This window comes from Phytopseudomonas straminea, from assembly GCF_900112645.1.
Taxonomy (GTDB): domain Bacteria; phylum Pseudomonadota; class Gammaproteobacteria; order Pseudomonadales; family Pseudomonadaceae; genus Aquipseudomonas; species Aquipseudomonas straminea.
On record NZ_FOMO01000016.1, the window covers coordinates 1 to 15,739 of the forward strand.

Genomic DNA, 15,739 nt, shown 5'->3' on the forward strand with positions numbered 1-15,739 from the left:
AACATCGTGCTGCTGATCGCCGGCACCTTCATGGAGCCGTCGGCGATCATCCTGATCCTGGCGCCGATCCTGTTCCCGATCGCCATGCAGCTGGGCATCGATCCGATCCACCTGGGTATCATCATGGTGGTGAACATGGAAATCGGCCTGATCACACCGCCGACCGGGCTCAACCTGTTCGTCACCTCGGCAGTTACCGGCATGCCGCTGACCCGCACGGTCCGCGCCGTATCGCCGTGGCTGCTGGTGATGCTGGCGTTCCTGATCCTGGTGACGTACGTGCCGTTCATTTCCCTGGCGCTGCCGAACTGGCTGGGCATGAACTGATAGTCGCCAGACGCTAGACGAAGCCCGGCCTAGAGCCGGGCTTCCTGGTTCTACACCGTCGGCGGCGTGCGTAGCGTATCGAACAGCGGCGCGGCGGGCATTGGTCGGGCGAAGTGGAAACCCTGCAGAAAGCGCACGCCGCGTTGTCTCAGGTACTGGACCTGCTCGGGGTTTTCCACGCCTTCAGCGACCAGGTCCAGCTGCAGGCGAGTGGCCAGGTCGAGGATGTTGTCCAGCAGATGGCGGGACAGCGAGTGTGAGTCGACCATGGAAATGAAGCTGCGGTCGATCTTCAGAATGTCGATGCGAAATTCTCGCAGATAGGCCAGGCTCGAATGGCCAGTGCCGAAATCGTCGATGGCGATGCGCACGCCCAGTTCGCGCAGCTCGGTGAACAGCTGCGCAGTGATCGCGGTGGGTGGGATCATCTGCCGTTCGGTCAGCTCGAGCACCAGGGTGATTTGCCCCGGCCCGAAGGCCGCCAGAAACTCGCGGCATTCCTCGGCCAGCTGCAGGTCCTGGCAGTGCGCTGCGGTGATGTTGATGCCGACATGAAACCCCTTCGGCAACTGCTCAGCGCGACCCGCGAAGTCCTCGCGGATATGGCGCATCAGCGCGCGGGTCATTGGTACGATCAGGCCCAAACGCTCGGCCAGGGGGATGAATTGATTCGGCGGCACCAGGCCTTCGCCTGGATGCTGCCAGCGCATCAGGGTTTCGACCCCGTCCCAGATGCCGGTTTCGGCGTCTATCACCGGCTGGTAATAGGGGATGAATTGGTCCGCCTCCAGAGCACGCTTGAGCGCAGTGCCAGGCGAGCTGGCGCGCAGGCTGAGGCGATAGGTGCCGATGCCTGCCAGTACGCCGAGAATGAGGAACAGCAGCCACTGCGGCTGATAGTGCGCCTGCATGTAGTGCAGGGTAACGCCCGGCGGATAGCCAGCAGTCACCTTGAACGGGTAGCGCGAGGAAGCGACCTCGGTGCTGTAGTCGCTGGTTGCCGGGGTTGGCGCGTTAGTCACATGGCCGTCAGCGGAAATCCAGTTCTGACCCACGGCGATCTGCAAGGAAACCTCTTGGCCATTGATCTGCAGCAGGTTGATCAGGTGCTGGCCGTCGATTCCGATCAGCACGCCATGCTGGTCGTCGGTCTGGCGATAGACCAGCACGGCGCGATCCGGAGTGACCACGTTGCCGGCCATCAGCCTGAGCTGCCCCTTGGCGTAGCTGGCGATGTCCTCGGTTTTTTCATAGGCGCCGAGCAGTGAGGTGCAGTAGATCAGGCCGTCGGTGACCAGATTGACCGAGCGCGAAAAGGGGCTGATGGTCATCTGGCTGCGGAGTGTCTGGACTACGTTCTCGCAGGGTTGCCCGGCAATCGGCAGCACTACGTCGGCAACTCTAGCGGCATCGTCGAGCATGTGCTCAAGTTGCGTGCGGGTATCGGTAGCGCTCTTTTCGGCACGGTTCTGCAACAGCGTGGCAGCCTGCCAATACATCAGGGGAATACCAAGCAGCAAAGGCAGTGCCGCGACCGCCAGCGAGGTGCTCAGGCGCAGCGTACGTCCGCGCTTGCGCAGGGTGGAGAGGGGCATGGGAGGTAGAAGAATCCAGAGTGGCTTTGCAGAGTCTAGCGGAAGTCGTACAACAAGAATGCTCGCTGCTTCTCGCAATTGTCGCCGTGTGCAATTTCGCCTAGCGTGCTTGTGGCCTGGCTGCCGTTAAGACCATGGTCGAATGGTTGGCGGCGGGCGCGATGGTTACAAAGGTAGATATAGAAGAACAACATCAATAACCGAGGTGATTCAATGAGTGCTGCGTCCCTTTATCCCGTGCGCCCCGAGGTGGCGGCCAATTCGCTGACCGACGAAGCCACCTACAAAGCCATGTACCAGCAGTCCGTGATCAACCCGGATGGCTTCTGGCGCGAACAGGCGCAGCGCCTCGACTGGATCAAACCCTTTACCAAGGTCAAACAGACCTCCTTCGACGATCACCACGTCGACATCAAGTGGTTCGCCGACGGCACGCTCAATGTGTCCTACAACTGCCTGGATCGCCACCTGGCAGAGCGCGGCGACCAGGTCGCGATCATCTGGGAAGGCGACGATCCGTCCGAGCACAAGGAAATCACCTACCGCCAGCTGCACGAGCAGGTGTGCAAGTTCGCCAACGCCCTGCGTGGCCAGGACGTGCATCGCGGCGACGTGGTGACCATCTACATGCCGATGATTCCCGAAGCCGTGGTCGCCATGCTGGCCTGCGCGCGCATCGGCGCCATCCACTCCGTGGTATTCGGCGGCTTCTCGCCGGAAGCCCTGGCCGGGCGCATCATCGATTGCCAGTCCAAGGTGGTGATCACCGCGGACGAAGGCCTGCGCGGCGGCAAGAAGATTCCGCTCAAGGCCAACGTCGACGACGCCCTGACCAACCCCGAGACGCGCAGCATCCAGAAGGTCATCGTGGTGCAGCGCACCGGCTCCGAGATCAAGTGGAACCAGCACCGCGACATCTGGTTCGAGGACCTGATGAAGGTGGCCGGCAGCGTCTGCGCGCCGAAGGAAATGGGCGCCGAGGAAGCGCTGTTCATCCTCTACACCTCCGGCTCCACCGGCAAACCGAAAGGCGTGCTGCACACCACTGGCGGCTACCTGCTGTACGCCGCGTTGACCCATGAGCGGGTGTTCGACTACAAGCCGGGCGATGTCTACTGGTGCACCGCCGACGTGGGCTGGGTCACCGGCCACAGCTACATTGTCTACGGCCCGCTAGCCAACGGCGCGACCACGCTGCTGTTCGAAGGTATCCCCAATTACCCGGACGTGACCCGCGTGTCGAAGGTCATCGACAAGCACAAGGTCAATATCCTCTACACCGCACCGACTGCGATCCGCGCCATGATGGCCCAGGGCGAAGCGGCCGTGGCCGGCGCCGACGGCTCCAGCCTGCGTCTGCTCGGCTCGGTCGGTGAGCCGATCAACCCGGAAGCCTGGGACTGGTACTACCGCAACGTCGGCAAGGAGCGCTGCCCGATCGTCGACACCTGGTGGCAGACCGAAACCGGCGGCATCCTGATCAGCCCGCTGCCGGGGGCCACGGCGCTCAAGCCGGGCTCGGCGACCCGTCCGTTCTTCGGCGTGGTGCCGGCGCTGGTCGATAACCTGGGTAACATTCTCGAGGGCGCCACCGAAGGCAACCTGGTGATCCTCGATTCCTGGCCGGGCCAGTCGCGCAGCCTGTACGGCGACCATGACCGCTTCGTCGACACCTATTTCAAGACCTTCAAGGGCATGTACTTCACCGGTGACGGCGCGCGCCGCGACGAAGATGGCTACTGGTGGATCACCGGCCGTGTCGATGACGTGCTTAACGTCTCTGGCCACCGCATGGGTACCGCCGAGGTGGAGAGCGCCATGGTCGCCCACCCGAAAGTCGCCGAGGCGGCGGTAGTGGGCGTGCCGCACGATATCAAGGGGCAGGGCATCTACGTCTACGTGACTCTGAACCAGGGCCAGGAGCCGTCCGAGCAATTGCGTCAGGAGCTCAAGGCCTGGGTACGCAAGGAGATCGGCCCGATCGCCACGCCGGACGTGATCCAGTGGGCGCCGGGCCTGCCGAAGACCCGCTCGGGCAAGATCATGCGCCGTATCCTGCGCAAGATCGCCACCTCCGAGTACGACAGCTTGGGTGACATTTCCACCCTGGCCGACCCGGGCGTGGTGCAGCACCTGATCGATACCCACAAGTCGATGCAGAGCGCCTGCGCCTAATCTGAGTTGCGCTACACCCCAGCGCCCCACGTCGGCTTGTCCGAGTGGGGCGTCTGCTTTTCTGCCCCTCGGATTGAACCAGTAAGTGAACTGGCCGGTCAGGATTGTCTGTTTTTTGTTCTGTCAAGATGCGTAGGCGGCCGGTCTCTGGGTTCTGTAATTAGTTGTCGCATCTTGGAAATATCGCCTGCCGCGCTATCGCTAGAATGCCGCACTTCCGTGCGCCGCCCGCAGCCTTGCATTACGCTGGCGACGTCATTTCTCCATGGCCCGGCTTACCCGCCCTGCGGCCAGTGAAACCCCATCCCAGTCAGGAGTTTCCCCCATGAAAAAGATCGCACTGCTCGGCGCGCTGGCACTATCCCTGCTGTCGCCGCTGACCATGGCCCAGGAAGCCAAGGCGCTGCGCATCGGTATCGAAGCGGCTTACCCGCCGTTCGCCTACAAAACTCCGGACGGCAACATCACCGGCTTCGACTACGACATCGGCGTGGCCCTGTGTGAAGAAATGAAGGTCGAGTGCAAGTGGATCGAGCAGGAGTTCGACGGCCTGATCCCAGCCCTGAAAGTACGCAAGTTCGACGCCGTGCTGTCGTCGATGTCGATCACCGAAGAGCGCAAGCGTGCCGTGGACTTCACCGGCAAGTACTACGCCACGCCTGCCAAGCTGGCGATGAAGAGCGGCGCGGTGATGAACGACGTGGCCACCGACCTCAAGGGCAAGAAGATCGGCGTACAACGCTCCTCCGTTTATGACCGCTACGCCACCGACGTCTTCGCGCCGGCCGGTGCCGAGATCGTGCGCTACAGCTCGCAGAACGAAGTGTTCCTGGACCTTAGCGCCGGCCGCCTGGACGGCACCATCGCCGACTCGGTGAATATCGAAGACGGCTTCCTGAAAGCCGACGCCGGCAAAGGCTTCGCCTTCGTGGGCCCGGACTTCACCGAAGAGAAGTACTTCGGCGAAGGCCAGGGCATCGCCGTGCGCAAGGGCGACAAGGCGCTGGCTGACAAGATCAGCGCCGCGATCCTGGCGATCCGCGCCAACGGCAAGTACAAGGCCATTCAGGACAAGTACTTCAGCTTCGACGTCTACGGCAAGTAAGACACGACTGCTGAAGCGGGCCTGTGTTGTTCAAGCAGGCTCCAGCGATCGTGATTTCTTGCTGGAGGTGGCGCACGCCGATTTTCGGCCTGTGCCACTTGTGCGTTGCATTTCCGGCGCCTGCGGGCGCACGCATGAGGTAAGCGGATGCTCAACGGCTACGGCTCGTCCATTATCGAGGGCGCCTGGCTCACCCTGATTCTGGCCTTGACCTCGATGGCGGTGGCGATCGTGCTCGGCCTGATCGGCGCGGCGTTTCGGCTGTCGCCGGTGCGCTGGCTGGCGGTGCTGGGGGAAACCTATTCGACGGTGATCCGCGGCATTCCCGACCTGGTACTGATCCTGCTGATCTTCTACGGCGGCCAGGACATGGTGAACCGGGTCGCGCCGATGCTCGGCTATGACGACTACATCGACATCAACCCCTTCATCGCCGGCGTGTTCACCATGGGCTTCATCTTCGGGGCCTATCTGTCCGAGACCTTTCGTGGTGCCTTCATGGCCATCCCCAAGGGCCAGGCGGAGGCGGGCGCAGCGTACGGCATGAGCGGCTTTCAGGTGTTCATGCGCATTCTGATGCCGCAGATGATCCGCTTCGCCATTCCGGGCTTCACCAATAACTGGCTGGTGCTCACCAAGGCCACCGCGCTGATTTCGGTGGTCGGCCTGCAGGACATGATGTTCAAGGCCAAGAGTGCCGCCGACGCCACTCGCGAGCCCTTCACCTTCTACCTGGCGGTGGCCGGTCTGTACCTGCTGATCACCAGCGTCTCGCTGCTGGCCCTGCGTTATCTGGAAAAACGCTACTCGGTCGGCACCAAGGCTGCCGAACTGTGAGGGCCGCACGATGATTTTCGATTACACCGTCATCTGGGACAGCCTGCCGCTGTATTTCGGCGGCGTGCTGGTGACCCTCAAGCTGCTGGCCATTGCGCTGTTCTTCGGCCTGTTGCTGGCCATTCCGCTGGCGCTGATGCGCACCTCGCGTTCGCCATGGGTCAACGGGCCAGCCTGGTTGTATACCTACGTGATTCGTGGCACGCCGATGCTGGTGCAGCTGTTTCTGGTCTATTACGGCCTGGCCCAGTTCGAGGCGGTGCGCGAGAGCGTGCTGTGGCCGTACCTGTCCAACGCCACCTTCTGCGCCTGCGTGGCGTTCGCCATCAATACCAGCGCCTACAGCGCCGAGATTCTTGCCGGCAGCCTGAAAGCCACGCCTCATGGCGAGATCGAGGCGGCCAAGGCCATGGGCATGTCGCGGGCCAAGTTGTACCGCCGCATCCTCCTGCCGTCGGCGTTGCGCCGCGCACTGCCGCAATACAGCAACGAAGTGATCATGATGCTGCACACCACCAGCCTAGCGTCGATCGTCACCCTGATCGACATCACCGGCGCGGCGCGCACCGTCAGCTCCCAGTACTACCTGCCGTTCGAGGCGTTCATCACCGCTGGCCTGTTCTATCTGTGCCTGACCTTCATCCTGGTGCGCCTGTTCAAGCTGGCCGAGCGTCGCTGGCTGGCCTACCTGGCGCCGCGGCGTTCCTGAACCCTCGGACTTCTGAAAGAGTGAAAAGCATGTACAAGCTCGAAGTGACGGACCTGCACAAGCGCTATGGCAGCCACGAGGTGCTCAAGGGTGTGTCGCTGGCGGCCAAGGCCGGTGACGTGATCAGCATCATCGGCTCCAGTGGTTCGGGCAAGAGCACCTTCCTGCGCTGCATCAACCTGCTCGAGCAGCCCCACGCCGGGCAGATCCTGCTCAATGGCGAGGCGCTCAAGCTGGTGCCCGGCAAGGACGGCGCCCTGCGCGCCGCCGACGACAAGCAGCTGCAGCGCCTGCGCTCGCGGCTGTCCATGGTGTTTCAGCACTTCAACCTGTGGTCGCACATGAACGTGCTGGAAAACGTCATGGAGGCGCCGGTGCACGTGTTGGGCATGGGCAAGGCCGAGGCTCGCGACAAGGCCGAGCACTATTTGCAGAAGGTCGGCGTGGCCCATCGCAAGACCGCTTACCCCGCCCATATGAGTGGCGGCGAGCAGCAGCGCGTGGCGATCGCCCGGGCACTGGCCATGGAGCCGGAGGTGATGCTGTTCGACGAGCCGACCTCGGCGCTGGACCCCGAACTGGTCGGCGACGTGCTCAAGGTAATGCGCGATCTGGCCGATGAAGGGCGTACCATGGTGGTGGTCACCCACGAGATGGGCTTTGCCCGCGAAGTGTCCAATCAGCTGCTGTTCCTGCATCAGGGCCTGGTGGAGGAGCGTGGCGATCCGCGCGAGGTGCTGGCCAATCCGCAGTCTCAACGGCTGCAACAGTTCCTCAGCGGCAGCCTCAAGTAGTTGGCGTTATCATCCCCGACCTATCACTGCGTTCAGAGCCCAACCTGCCCATCATGACTGCCCCCCGAATCGGCTTCCTGCTTTGGCCCTCCACCAAGCCCCTGACCCTGGCGCTGGCGGAAGAGGCCCTGAGCGTCGCCCAGCGCGTCCATCCGGAGGTGGTCTACGAGGTGTCGTTCCTGCAGGCAGAGGAGCCCGCCGAAGGCGCCTGGCGCCTGCCGGGCAGTTCCTGGACGGCAGGCCTGGAAGGCTACCGCAAGCTGTTCCTGCTTGCCGACGAGCCGCCGACTACCGTGGCGCCGGCGCTGGCCACCGCACTCAAGCAGGTGGCGCGCAATGGTTGCTGCCTAGGCGCGGTGGCGGCGGGCGTCTACCCGCTGGCGCAACTGGGGCTGCTCGATGGTTATCGGGCATCCGTGCACTGGCGCTGGCAGGACGACTTCGCCGAGCGTTTCCCCAAGGTGATCGCCACCAGCCACCTGTTCGACTGGGACCGTGACCGCCTCACCGCCTGTGGCGGCATGGCGGTGATGGACATGCTGCTGGCCCTGTTGGCCCGTGACCACGGCGCCGAGCTGGCTGGGGCGGTGTCAGAAGAATTGGTGGTCGAGCGCATCCGTGAAGGTGGCGAGCGCCAGCGCATTCCGCTGCAGAATCGTCTTGGCTCCAGCCACCCCAAGCTGACCCAGGCGGTGCTGCTGATGGAGGCCAACATCGAGGAGCCGCTGACCACCGACGAGATCGCCCAGCACGTGTGCGTGTCGCGTCGCCAGCTGGAACGCATCTTCAAGCAATACCTGAACCGCGTGCCCAGCCAGTACTATCTGGAGCTGCGCCTTAACAAGGCCCGCCAACTGCTGATGCAGACCAGCAAATCGATTATCCAGATCGGCCTGTCCTGCGGTTTTTCCTCGGGGCCGCATTTCTCCAGCGCCTACCGCAACTTCTTCGGCGCCACGCCGCGCGAAGACCGTAATCAGCGGCGCAGCAACAACCCCTTTGAACTGACCTCGGCGCCTGCCGAGCGCGGGTAATCGGTCGCCCTGACCGTCACCTCGCTGGATGCGGCTTTAATCTCGCGCCGTCAGGCGCAGGGCGGCAGTACCAGGACCGGCAGAGCGATAAACATTACGGCGATGGCCGCGATCAGGTGGCCGGCAGCGGAGACGCTGGCGACGAAGCGTTCGCGTTCGCTGCAGTGTGGCCGCCTGGCAGCAAGCTGGAACAGGCGCGCCAGGCCCAGCAGCACGGCAGCCGTACAGAGCGAAAGCGTGCCCAGGGCCAGGTTCAGCCAGGTCCACGGGCCGTCCTCAATTGGCGGCGGCGCCACCGAGCAGCCGACGCCCTGGCCGCCATACAGGGCCACGAACCACAGGCTCCAGATGCTCAGCCCGCTGGCCATATGGATCGGGTTGTAAAGCGAACGCAGGCTTTGCATCAGGCGCCTCCGAAAGCAGGTGGGAACAGGGCGATGGCGAAGTAGCTGACCCACAGCACGCCGAGGTTGTAGCCCCACAGCTGGGCGACCACCAGCGGCTCGTAGGGCGACTCGCCGCTGACGTAGCCGATGCGTATACGCAATGCCTGCAGCATACTGAGGATGCTGGCGAGCAGGGCATGGCCGAGGCTGTAGGCGAGCATCACGAAGATCACTGCATCATGGGCGCGCACGGTCGGCTCCAGTGATTCGCTGAGCAAGGCGACCAGCAGCAGAGCGCTCTGAATCAGGCCGACCACGGCCAGGCCGACCTGGCAAGTGAACAAGCCGCGGGCATCACCCTGGCGCAGTCGTGCCAACACCCGCCGGTGCCACGGCGTGGCCAGGCTCAGCAGCAGGGCGGCGGCCAGTAGCAGCCAGTGGTTGAGCACGGGAGCATCCGGCACCAGCCAGTTCGGCGCCACCGTCCAAAGGTAGAACCAGCCGAACAGCAGCGACAGGTACAACGCGCCGTTGGACAGCAGCGTCACGCCCATGCCCCAGAGGCCCGGCCCATCGCAGGTACGCGAATGCAGCGGCGGCTCGCCGGGCTGGGTGCGGGCATCCGGCGCGGCCTTGGGGTGGGCGCCGTTTTCCCAGCTCCAGCGCAGCAGCACCACAATGGCGGCGAAGCACGCGACCAGTGCCAGCAGGTAGGTCTTGGTCAGCAGGCTCAGGCACAGCACCGCGATAAAACAGGCGGCAATGAACGGCAGCCAGCTGTTGCCGGGCAGGTGAATGATCTCCCGCACCTTGCCGGTCAGCGGGTCGACGCCCCAGGTCTCGCGGCGGCCGTGGTCGATCACCGTCAGCGCATGTTCGCCACGGGCCATGCTTTCGCCTAGATCTGGGGCGCGCCACAGCGGGTGACGGTCGGTGACCTTGGCCAGGCTGACGAAGTTGTACGGGTTGGGTGGCAGGGCGGTGGCCCATTCCAGAGTGTCGGCCTGCCAGGGGTTGTTGCCCGCGGGTTTGCCATAGCGATAGTGCAGCACCAAGTCGAGCAGCAGGGTGGCGATGCCGATCACCATGATGAAGCTGCCGATCGACGAGATCAGGTTGGGCATGTCCCAGCCCAGGCCGCTCTCGTAGGTGTACACCCGGCGTGGCATGCCCAGAAGGCCGGTCCAGTGCATGATCAGGAAAGTCATATTGAAGCCGATGAACACCAGCCAGAATCCCCACTTGCCCAGACGCTCGGAGGCCATGCGACCGGAGAAGTGCGGCAGCCAGTAGTACAGGCCGGCGATCAGCGGGAACAGCATGCCGCCGATCAGCACGTAGTGGAAATGGGCGACCACGAAGTGGGTGTCGTGCACCTGCCAGTCGAACGGCACCAGTGCCAGCATCACCCCGGTCAGCCCGCCGCATACGAAGATGATCAGAAAACCCACCAGCCACAGCATCGGCACGTTGTAGCGCGGTTTGCCGAGCCACAGCGTGGCGATCCACGAGAACACCTGAATCGCCGTGGGAATCGCCACCAGCATGCTTGCCACCGAGAAGAACGCCTGGGCCAGTTGCGGAATGCCCACGGTGAACATGTGGTGCACCCAAAGGCCGAAGCTGATGAAACCGGTGCTCAGCACGCCCAGTACCACGGCGCGGTAGCCCACCAGTGGGCGGCCGCAGAACACCGGCAACAGGGTGGAGACGATGCCGGCCGCAGGCAGGAAGATGATGTACACCTCGGGGTGGCCGAACAGCCAGAACAGGTGCTGCCACAGCAGTGGGTCGCCGCCACGCGCCACTTCGAAGAACGGCAGGCCGGCGGCGCGTTCCAGTTCCAGCAGGATGCTGCCCAGGATCAGCGGCGGAAAGCCGATGACGATCATCATCGCCATGGTCAGGATGTACCAGGCATAGATCGGCATCCTGTTCAGCGCCATTCCCTCGGCGCGGGTGCGCAGGATCGATACCACCAGCTCGACCCCGGCCGACACCGCGGAAATCTCCACGAAGGTGATGCCCAGCAGCCAAAAGTCGGCGTTGATGCCCGGCGAGTGTGCAGCGCTGGACAGCGGCGTGTACATGAACCAGCCGGCATTGGGCGCCACGCCGAACAGCAGGCTGGAGCAGATGATCAGCCCGCCGAACAGGTAGCACCAGTAGCCCAGCGCCGACAGGCGCGGGAACACCAGGTCCCGAGCACCGAGCATCTTGGGCAGCAGGTACACCGCCAGGCCTTCCATCATCGGCACGGCGAACAGGAACATCATCACCGTGCCGTGCATGGTGAACACCTGGTTGTACATCTCCGGGCCCATGAAGGCGTTGCCCGGCAGCGCCAGTTGGGTACGGATCAACATCGCCAGCAACAGGCCGAAGATGAAGAAGCCGAGGCCCGTGACCATGAAACGCAGGCCCAGGGTGGTGTGGTTGACGATGGTCAGCGCCCGCCAGCCGCGCGGGTTGCCCCATACCTCGTTGAACTGATCGTGCAGGGCATCGGCATCGGCCGTTTCGCGGCACTGTGTTTCGCGGCTATCGCGCTGCTTCTCGTGACTTGCGCTCATGGTTCGAGGCCCTCCAGCCAGGTGGCGATGGCCTGCAGGTGCTCGTCATCGAGGTCGTCGGTCAGCGGCATGCCGGTACTCGGTTTCAGGCGGCCGTGCTCGCCTAGCCAGGTCAGCGTGGCGCCGGGCTCGTTGGGCAGCAGGCCGGCGCCGAGATGACGGCGGCTGGCCAGATCGGTGAGGTCCGGGCCGCGGTTGCCGGCACTGACGCCGGCCACCCGGTGGCACATGCCGCACTGGGCGAGAAAGGTGTCGGCGGCCGGGCCTTGTATGGCCTCTACCTGCGGCTCGCGGCGTGCATCGAGCCACGCCGCGAAGCTCTCTTCGCTGTGTGCCTGCACGTCGAGCACCATATGGCTGTGCTGGGTGCCGCAGAACTCCGTGCATTGGCCGCGAAAAGTGCCGGGCTTGTCGGCTTGCAGGCGGATGCGGTTCTCGCGGCCGGGAATCATGTCGATCTTGCCGCCCAGGCGCGGCACCCAGAACGAGTGGATCACGTCGGCGCTGCTGACCGTGATGTCGACCGGCCGCCCGGCCGGCAGGTGCAGCTGGTTGGCGGTCACCACGCCGCTGTCCGGGTAGCGCACCTCCCACCACCACTGATGGCCGATCACCTCGATCTGCAGCGGTGGTTCACCGAGAAGCGGCAGCTGCATCATGCGCTGGCCCACCGGAATGCCGAAGGCCAGCAGCAGGACGATGGTGATCGACGGCAGCAGGATGCCACCGCCGATCAGCCAGCGCCGCTGAATGCGCCGAGCTTCATCGACCGAATATTCGCGCGGCTTGCGCCAGACGGCATAGATCCACAGGGCGCTGACCACCACCAGCACCAGGCTGAAAAAGCCGCACATCGCCCACCACAGCAGGGCGATATCGCGCGCTACCGGGCCGGCCGGGGCCAGAATTGATTGGTCACCACTGCAGGCCGAGATAATCGGAACTGCTGAGGCGAGTGCGGTCAACTTGATTAGGGTCGGCCACGCTCGGCCTTTTCTAGAATCGACAGGGAGGCCGCCATGGCTGAGCAACAAGAATCGATCATCAGTCGCGCCGCCATCGCCGGGCACCCGCTGCACCCGATGATGATCCACTTCCCGGTGGCTGCGTTGCTGGGCCTGGTGGCCACCGATTTCGCCTACTTCTGGACCACCGATCCGTTTTGGGTACGCGCCAGTTTGTGGCTGGCCGGAGTCGGCGCGATCGGCGGCTGGATCGCCAGCATCGCCGGGCTGATCGATCTGCTGACCGTCAAGCGCATCCGCCAGAAGATCAGCGCCTGGTGCCATGCCATCATCGCCGTGATGATGCTGTCCCTGGCTTCGCTGAACTGGATGCTGCGCTTCCGCCACGGCGAGGAAGGCTTCGAGATCTGGGCGTTCTACCTGTCGCTGATCACCGCCGGGCTGATCGCCATCGCTGCCTACCTGGGCGGGCGCCTGGTGTATGAGCATGCCGTGGGTGTCGACGTCGAGTAGATCCGGCTGGGGCCCGCCTGCATTCATGGGTGGGTAGCTCCTGGTCAGAAAGGTTTGGCGAGCACCAGCCACAGGGTGGCGGCCATCATCGCGAAGGTGAGGCTGCCCAATGCCGCGCAGGCGATGGTCAGGGCAGGGCGAGGCTGGCGTTCGCATTGCAGGATCAGCAAGCCGCACAGCGCGTGACAGATGACCATCACCGCTACGGCGGTGAGCTTGGCTACCAGCCAGATGCCGAAGGTGCCATCGCGCAGGAACAGCGCGGTGCCGCTGCCAATGGCGAGCAGTGCGGCCGGCGTGGCGACCAGGGTGAAAATGGTGCGGTTGAGTCCCGGGTGGCCGGGGCGCTCCACGCTGTAGGCCGTGCGGCAACTCGCGGCGATCAGCGCAGGCAGATAGAGCAGGGTGCCGCACCAGGCGATCAGCGCGGTGAAATGCAGCAGTTTCAGCAGTGGCATCGGCGCCCTCCATTGCCAGTCATCCTGAGGTCTGCCCGTGTGACCCTGCCCCGAGAAAGCCGGTTCGACCTTTCCGCCGGGCGAGCAGGGCCGTGATTGCGATGCCTGTCAATGTGCTGAAGGCCCCGTCATTGCTGGTCTGGCGGCCGGGTGATTGGCGGTGAGAGGGCGTTCGCATGAGCCTGAAGGTAAGCCCGGGTGTGTCACTGAATGTGTGGGCTTTGTTGTCCGAGCCGACAGGGTGTGACCCCGTGACCGGCGCGGCGCCACGGCGGCGTGGTAAACTTGGCGCCACATTCCGCAGCCAATCGGGCTGTTCACTGTCGCACTGCGACAGCCACTTCCAGCTGGCCGCGAGGCCGGGAGATCGGATAGATGCACACGACGCAGTTGGTCGACCCCTTCGGCCGACGCATTACCTACCTGCGACTCTCGGTGACCGATCGCTGCGACTTCCGCTGCACCTACTGCATGAGCGAAGACATGGTGTTCGCGCCGCGCTCGCAGATCCTCAGCCTGGAAGAGCTGTACAACGTCGCCGACGCGTTCATCGGCCTGGGCGTCAAGCGCATCCGCATCACCGGCGGTGAGCCGCTGGTGCGCAAGAACCTGCTCAGCCTGCTGCGCCGTCTGGGCGAGCGCCCCGAGCTCGAGGATCTGTCGATCACCACCAACGGCTCGCAGCTTTCGCACATGGCCAACGACCTGCGCGCCGCGGGCGTGACACGCCTGAACGTCAGCCTCGATTCGTTGCAGCGTGAGCGCTTCGCCGCCTTCACCCGTCGCGACATGCTCGATCAGGTGCTGGCCGGCATCGATGCGGCAGCAGCGGCAGGCTTCAAGCGCATCAAGCTCAACAGCGTGGTGCAGACCGGGCGCAACGACGACGAAGTGCTGGGCTTGGTCGAGTACGCCATGGCCCGCGGCCTGGACATCAGCTTCATCGAAGAGATGCCCCTGGGCAGCGTGGTCAGCCATCAGCGCGAACAGACCTTCTGCTCCAGCGACGTGGTACGCGAGCGCATCGAACAGCGCCACGCGCTGGTGCGCAGCAGCCACGTCACCGGCGGGCCATCGCGTTACTGGCAGGTCAGCGGCAGCGACACCCGCGTGGGGTTCATCTCGCCGCACAGCAACAACTTCTGCGGCGATTGCAACCGCGTACGCGTCACCGCCGAAGGCAAGCTGGTGCTCTGCCTGGGCCATGACAACGCGCTGGATCTGCGCAGCCTGATGCGCGCTCATCCGGGCGACAGCGAGCGCTTGCGCGAGGCCCTGGTAGGCGCGCTGCAGCTCAAGCCCGAGCGCCATCACTTCGAAACCGACGAGCAGGTGCAGGTGATTCGCTTCATGAGCATGACCGGCGGCTAAGAGCCTGTTCAAAGTCTGCTGCGCGTCGGCACTGCGGCGTTAAAAACAGGCTCTAAGCCGCTTCGCTTGCTAGCTGTTTTCTCCATCCAGACGAGCGGTTCGCGCCTAGACGGCGCGGGCCTTTGCCCATTGTCCGCTGATCGGTGCCTGACCGAGTCGTCAGAAATTGCCCTGAACCTCCGCAACAGGGGCTCACTCCACTTAAGGGAGCGGCCCACACGGGCTTTTTTCTGAAGCGACGAGGAGATTCAAAGTGGATAACAAAGACGTTATTTCGGTACTGAATGACCTGATCGAAACCAGCAAAGATGGCGAGAAAGGCTTCAGCGAGTGTGCCGAGGACGTGAAAGAGCCGCGTCTCAAGAGCTTCTTCACCCAACGTTCGCAGGACTGCGCAAGCGCCGCCGCCGAGCTGCAGCAACTGGTACGCGGCCTGGGCGGCGACCCGGAAACCAGCTCCAGCGTTTCCGGCGCGCTGCACCGCGGCTGGGTGGACCTCAAGTCGCTGCTGACCGGCAAGAGCGAAGAGGCCATCCTCAACGAGTGCGAGCGTGGCGAAGACGTAGCCCTGAAGGCCTACCGCGATGCGCTGCAGAAAGACCTGCCGGCCAACGTGCGTGTGGTGCTCGAGAAGCAGATGCAGGGCGTGCAGCGCAACCACGACCAGGTCAAGGCACTGCGCGACTCCGCGCGCGCCAGCTGATCAGCGTTGCCAACGAAAAAGGATGCCTGCGGGCATCCTTTTTTATGTCCGGTATCTGGGCTCTCACTTGAACCACAGCCTGCAAGGGGCGACGTGCGCAGGCCTTATCCGACTCATCGAAGAAAACGATCATCAGCGGCAGAACCTTGCATCGATAATGGTTCTTAATGACGTTGCACCACAGCTTTGTTACC

Annotated in this window: 15 protein-coding genes; 10 read left to right on the top strand and 5 right to left on the bottom strand. The window is 63.9% G+C overall.

Annotated features, from left to right (window positions below; translation table 11 throughout):
- The coding region (locus tag BM279_RS22695; protein WP_143103634.1) for a TRAP transporter large permease subunit at positions 1-327 on the top strand (327 nt) is incomplete at its 5' end.
- A 50-nt stretch (positions 328-377) separates the two neighbouring features.
- Here the strand turns inward: BM279_RS22695 and BM279_RS22700 are convergent.
- A complete protein-coding gene (locus tag BM279_RS22700; RefSeq protein ID WP_093507629.1) occupies positions 378-1,922 on the bottom strand; it encodes an EAL domain-containing protein in 1,545 nt (514 codons plus the stop codon).
- Positions 1,923-2,135: 213 nt separating this feature from the next.
- Between BM279_RS22700 and acs the strand changes: the two genes are divergently transcribed.
- From acs to argR, 6 genes are all read left to right on the top strand, one after another.
- A complete protein-coding gene (gene acs, locus BM279_RS22705) occupies positions 2,136-4,097 on the top strand; it encodes an acetate--CoA ligase (protein ID WP_093507631.1) in 1,962 nt (653 codons plus the stop codon).
- 325 nt (positions 4,098-4,422) lie between these two features.
- The gene (locus tag BM279_RS22710; protein ID WP_093507633.1) at positions 4,423-5,202 is read left to right on the top strand and encodes an ABC transporter substrate-binding protein; all 780 of its coding nucleotides are present in this window, start codon (positions 4,423-4,425) and stop codon (positions 5,200-5,202) included.
- Between the two features lie 147 nt (positions 5,203-5,349).
- The gene (locus BM279_RS22715) at positions 5,350-6,039 is read left to right on the top strand and encodes an ABC transporter permease (protein WP_093507635.1); all 690 of its coding nucleotides are present in this window, start codon (positions 5,350-5,352) and stop codon (positions 6,037-6,039) included.
- A 10-nt stretch (positions 6,040-6,049) separates the two neighbouring features.
- Positions 6,050-6,748, top strand: a complete 699-nt coding sequence (locus BM279_RS22720) for an ABC transporter permease (RefSeq protein ID WP_093507637.1) — start codon at positions 6,050-6,052, stop codon at positions 6,746-6,748.
- Positions 6,749-6,777: 29 nt separating this feature from the next.
- Positions 6,778-7,542: an ABC transporter ATP-binding protein gene (locus BM279_RS22725; RefSeq protein ID WP_093507639.1), complete on the top strand. Its 765-nt coding sequence runs from the start codon at positions 6,778-6,780 to the stop codon at positions 7,540-7,542.
- 53 nt (positions 7,543-7,595) lie between these two features.
- Positions 7,596-8,576 carry a transcriptional regulator ArgR gene (argR, locus tag BM279_RS22730; protein WP_093507641.1) on the top strand — a complete coding sequence of 327 codons (981 nt, stop codon included), beginning with the start codon at positions 7,596-7,598 and terminating at the stop codon, positions 8,574-8,576.
- A 50-nt stretch (positions 8,577-8,626) separates the two neighbouring features.
- Here the strand turns inward: argR and BM279_RS22735 are convergent, their stop codons facing one another.
- Genes BM279_RS22735 through coxB form a run of 3 tightly spaced genes read right to left on the bottom strand, consistent with a single transcriptional unit; the run spans position 8,627 to position 12,473 of the window.
- Entirely contained in the window at positions 8,627-8,980 is a 354-nt protein-coding gene (locus tag BM279_RS22735) for a hypothetical protein (RefSeq protein ID WP_093507643.1), read from the bottom strand.
- Positions 8,980-11,535 carry a cytochrome c oxidase subunit I gene (gene ctaD / locus BM279_RS22740; protein WP_244154208.1) on the bottom strand — a complete coding sequence of 852 codons (2,556 nt, stop codon included), beginning with the start codon at positions 11,533-11,535 and terminating at the stop codon, positions 8,980-8,982. The genes BM279_RS22735 and ctaD overlap by 1 nt, the downstream gene beginning before the upstream one ends.
- Entirely contained in the window at positions 11,532-12,473 is a 942-nt protein-coding gene (gene coxB / locus BM279_RS22745; RefSeq protein ID WP_279626507.1) for a cytochrome c oxidase subunit II, read from the bottom strand. Before coxB ends, ctaD begins: the two co-directional genes overlap by 4 nt.
- Positions 12,474-12,554: 81 nt before the next feature.
- Between coxB and BM279_RS22750 the strand changes: the two genes are divergently transcribed.
- Positions 12,555-13,013 (top strand): DUF2231 domain-containing protein, encoded by a 459-nt coding sequence (locus BM279_RS22750; protein WP_093507647.1) that lies wholly within the window; start codon positions 12,555-12,557, stop codon positions 13,011-13,013.
- A gap of 44 nt (positions 13,014-13,057) precedes the next feature.
- Here the strand turns inward: BM279_RS22750 and BM279_RS22755 are convergent, their stop codons facing one another.
- Positions 13,058-13,471: a CopD family protein gene (locus BM279_RS22755; RefSeq protein ID WP_093507649.1), complete on the bottom strand. Its 414-nt coding sequence runs from the start codon at positions 13,469-13,471 to the stop codon at positions 13,058-13,060.
- A gap of 375 nt (positions 13,472-13,846) precedes the next feature.
- Between BM279_RS22755 and moaA the strand changes: the two genes are divergently transcribed.
- A complete protein-coding gene (moaA, locus tag BM279_RS22760) occupies positions 13,847-14,842 on the top strand; it encodes a GTP 3',8-cyclase MoaA (protein WP_027910107.1) in 996 nt (331 codons plus the stop codon).
- 253 nt (positions 14,843-15,095) lie between these two features.
- Positions 15,096-15,545, top strand: a complete 450-nt coding sequence (locus BM279_RS22765) for a PA2169 family four-helix-bundle protein (protein ID WP_013791723.1) — start codon at positions 15,096-15,098, stop codon at positions 15,543-15,545.
- Positions 15,546-15,739 lie beyond the last annotated feature (194 nt).

Excerpts from the sequence above, each read along its gene's own strand:
- argR (WP_093507641.1), top strand. The coding sequence starts at position 7,596 with ATGACTGCCCCCCGAATCGGCTTCCTGCTTTGGCCCTCCACCAAGCCC.
- BM279_RS22725 (WP_093507639.1), top strand. The coding sequence starts at position 6,778 with ATGTACAAGCTCGAAGTGACGGACCTGCACAAGCGCTATGGCAGCCAC.
- ctaD (WP_244154208.1), bottom strand. The coding sequence starts at position 11,535 with ATGAGCGCAAGTCACGAGAAGCAGCGCGATAGCCGCGAAACACAGTGC.
- moaA (WP_027910107.1), top strand. The coding sequence starts at position 13,847 with ATGCACACGACGCAGTTGGTCGACCCCTTCGGCCGACGCATTACCTAC.
- BM279_RS22750 (WP_093507647.1), top strand. The coding sequence starts at position 12,555 with ATGGCTGAGCAACAAGAATCGATCATCAGTCGCGCCGCCATCGCCGGG.
- acs (WP_093507631.1), top strand. The coding sequence starts at position 2,136 with ATGAGTGCTGCGTCCCTTTATCCCGTGCGCCCCGAGGTGGCGGCCAAT.
- BM279_RS22715 (WP_093507635.1), top strand. The coding sequence starts at position 5,350 with ATGCTCAACGGCTACGGCTCGTCCATTATCGAGGGCGCCTGGCTCACC.
- BM279_RS22755 (WP_093507649.1), bottom strand. The coding sequence starts at position 13,471 with ATGCCACTGCTGAAACTGCTGCATTTCACCGCGCTGATCGCCTGGTGC.
- BM279_RS22710 (WP_093507633.1), top strand. The coding sequence starts at position 4,423 with ATGAAAAAGATCGCACTGCTCGGCGCGCTGGCACTATCCCTGCTGTCG.
- BM279_RS22700 (WP_093507629.1), bottom strand. The coding sequence starts at position 1,922 with ATGCCCCTCTCCACCCTGCGCAAGCGCGGACGTACGCTGCGCCTGAGC.
- BM279_RS22735 (WP_093507643.1), bottom strand. The coding sequence starts at position 8,980 with ATGCAAAGCCTGCGTTCGCTTTACAACCCGATCCATATGGCCAGCGGG.
- BM279_RS22720 (WP_093507637.1), top strand. The coding sequence starts at position 6,050 with ATGATTTTCGATTACACCGTCATCTGGGACAGCCTGCCGCTGTATTTC.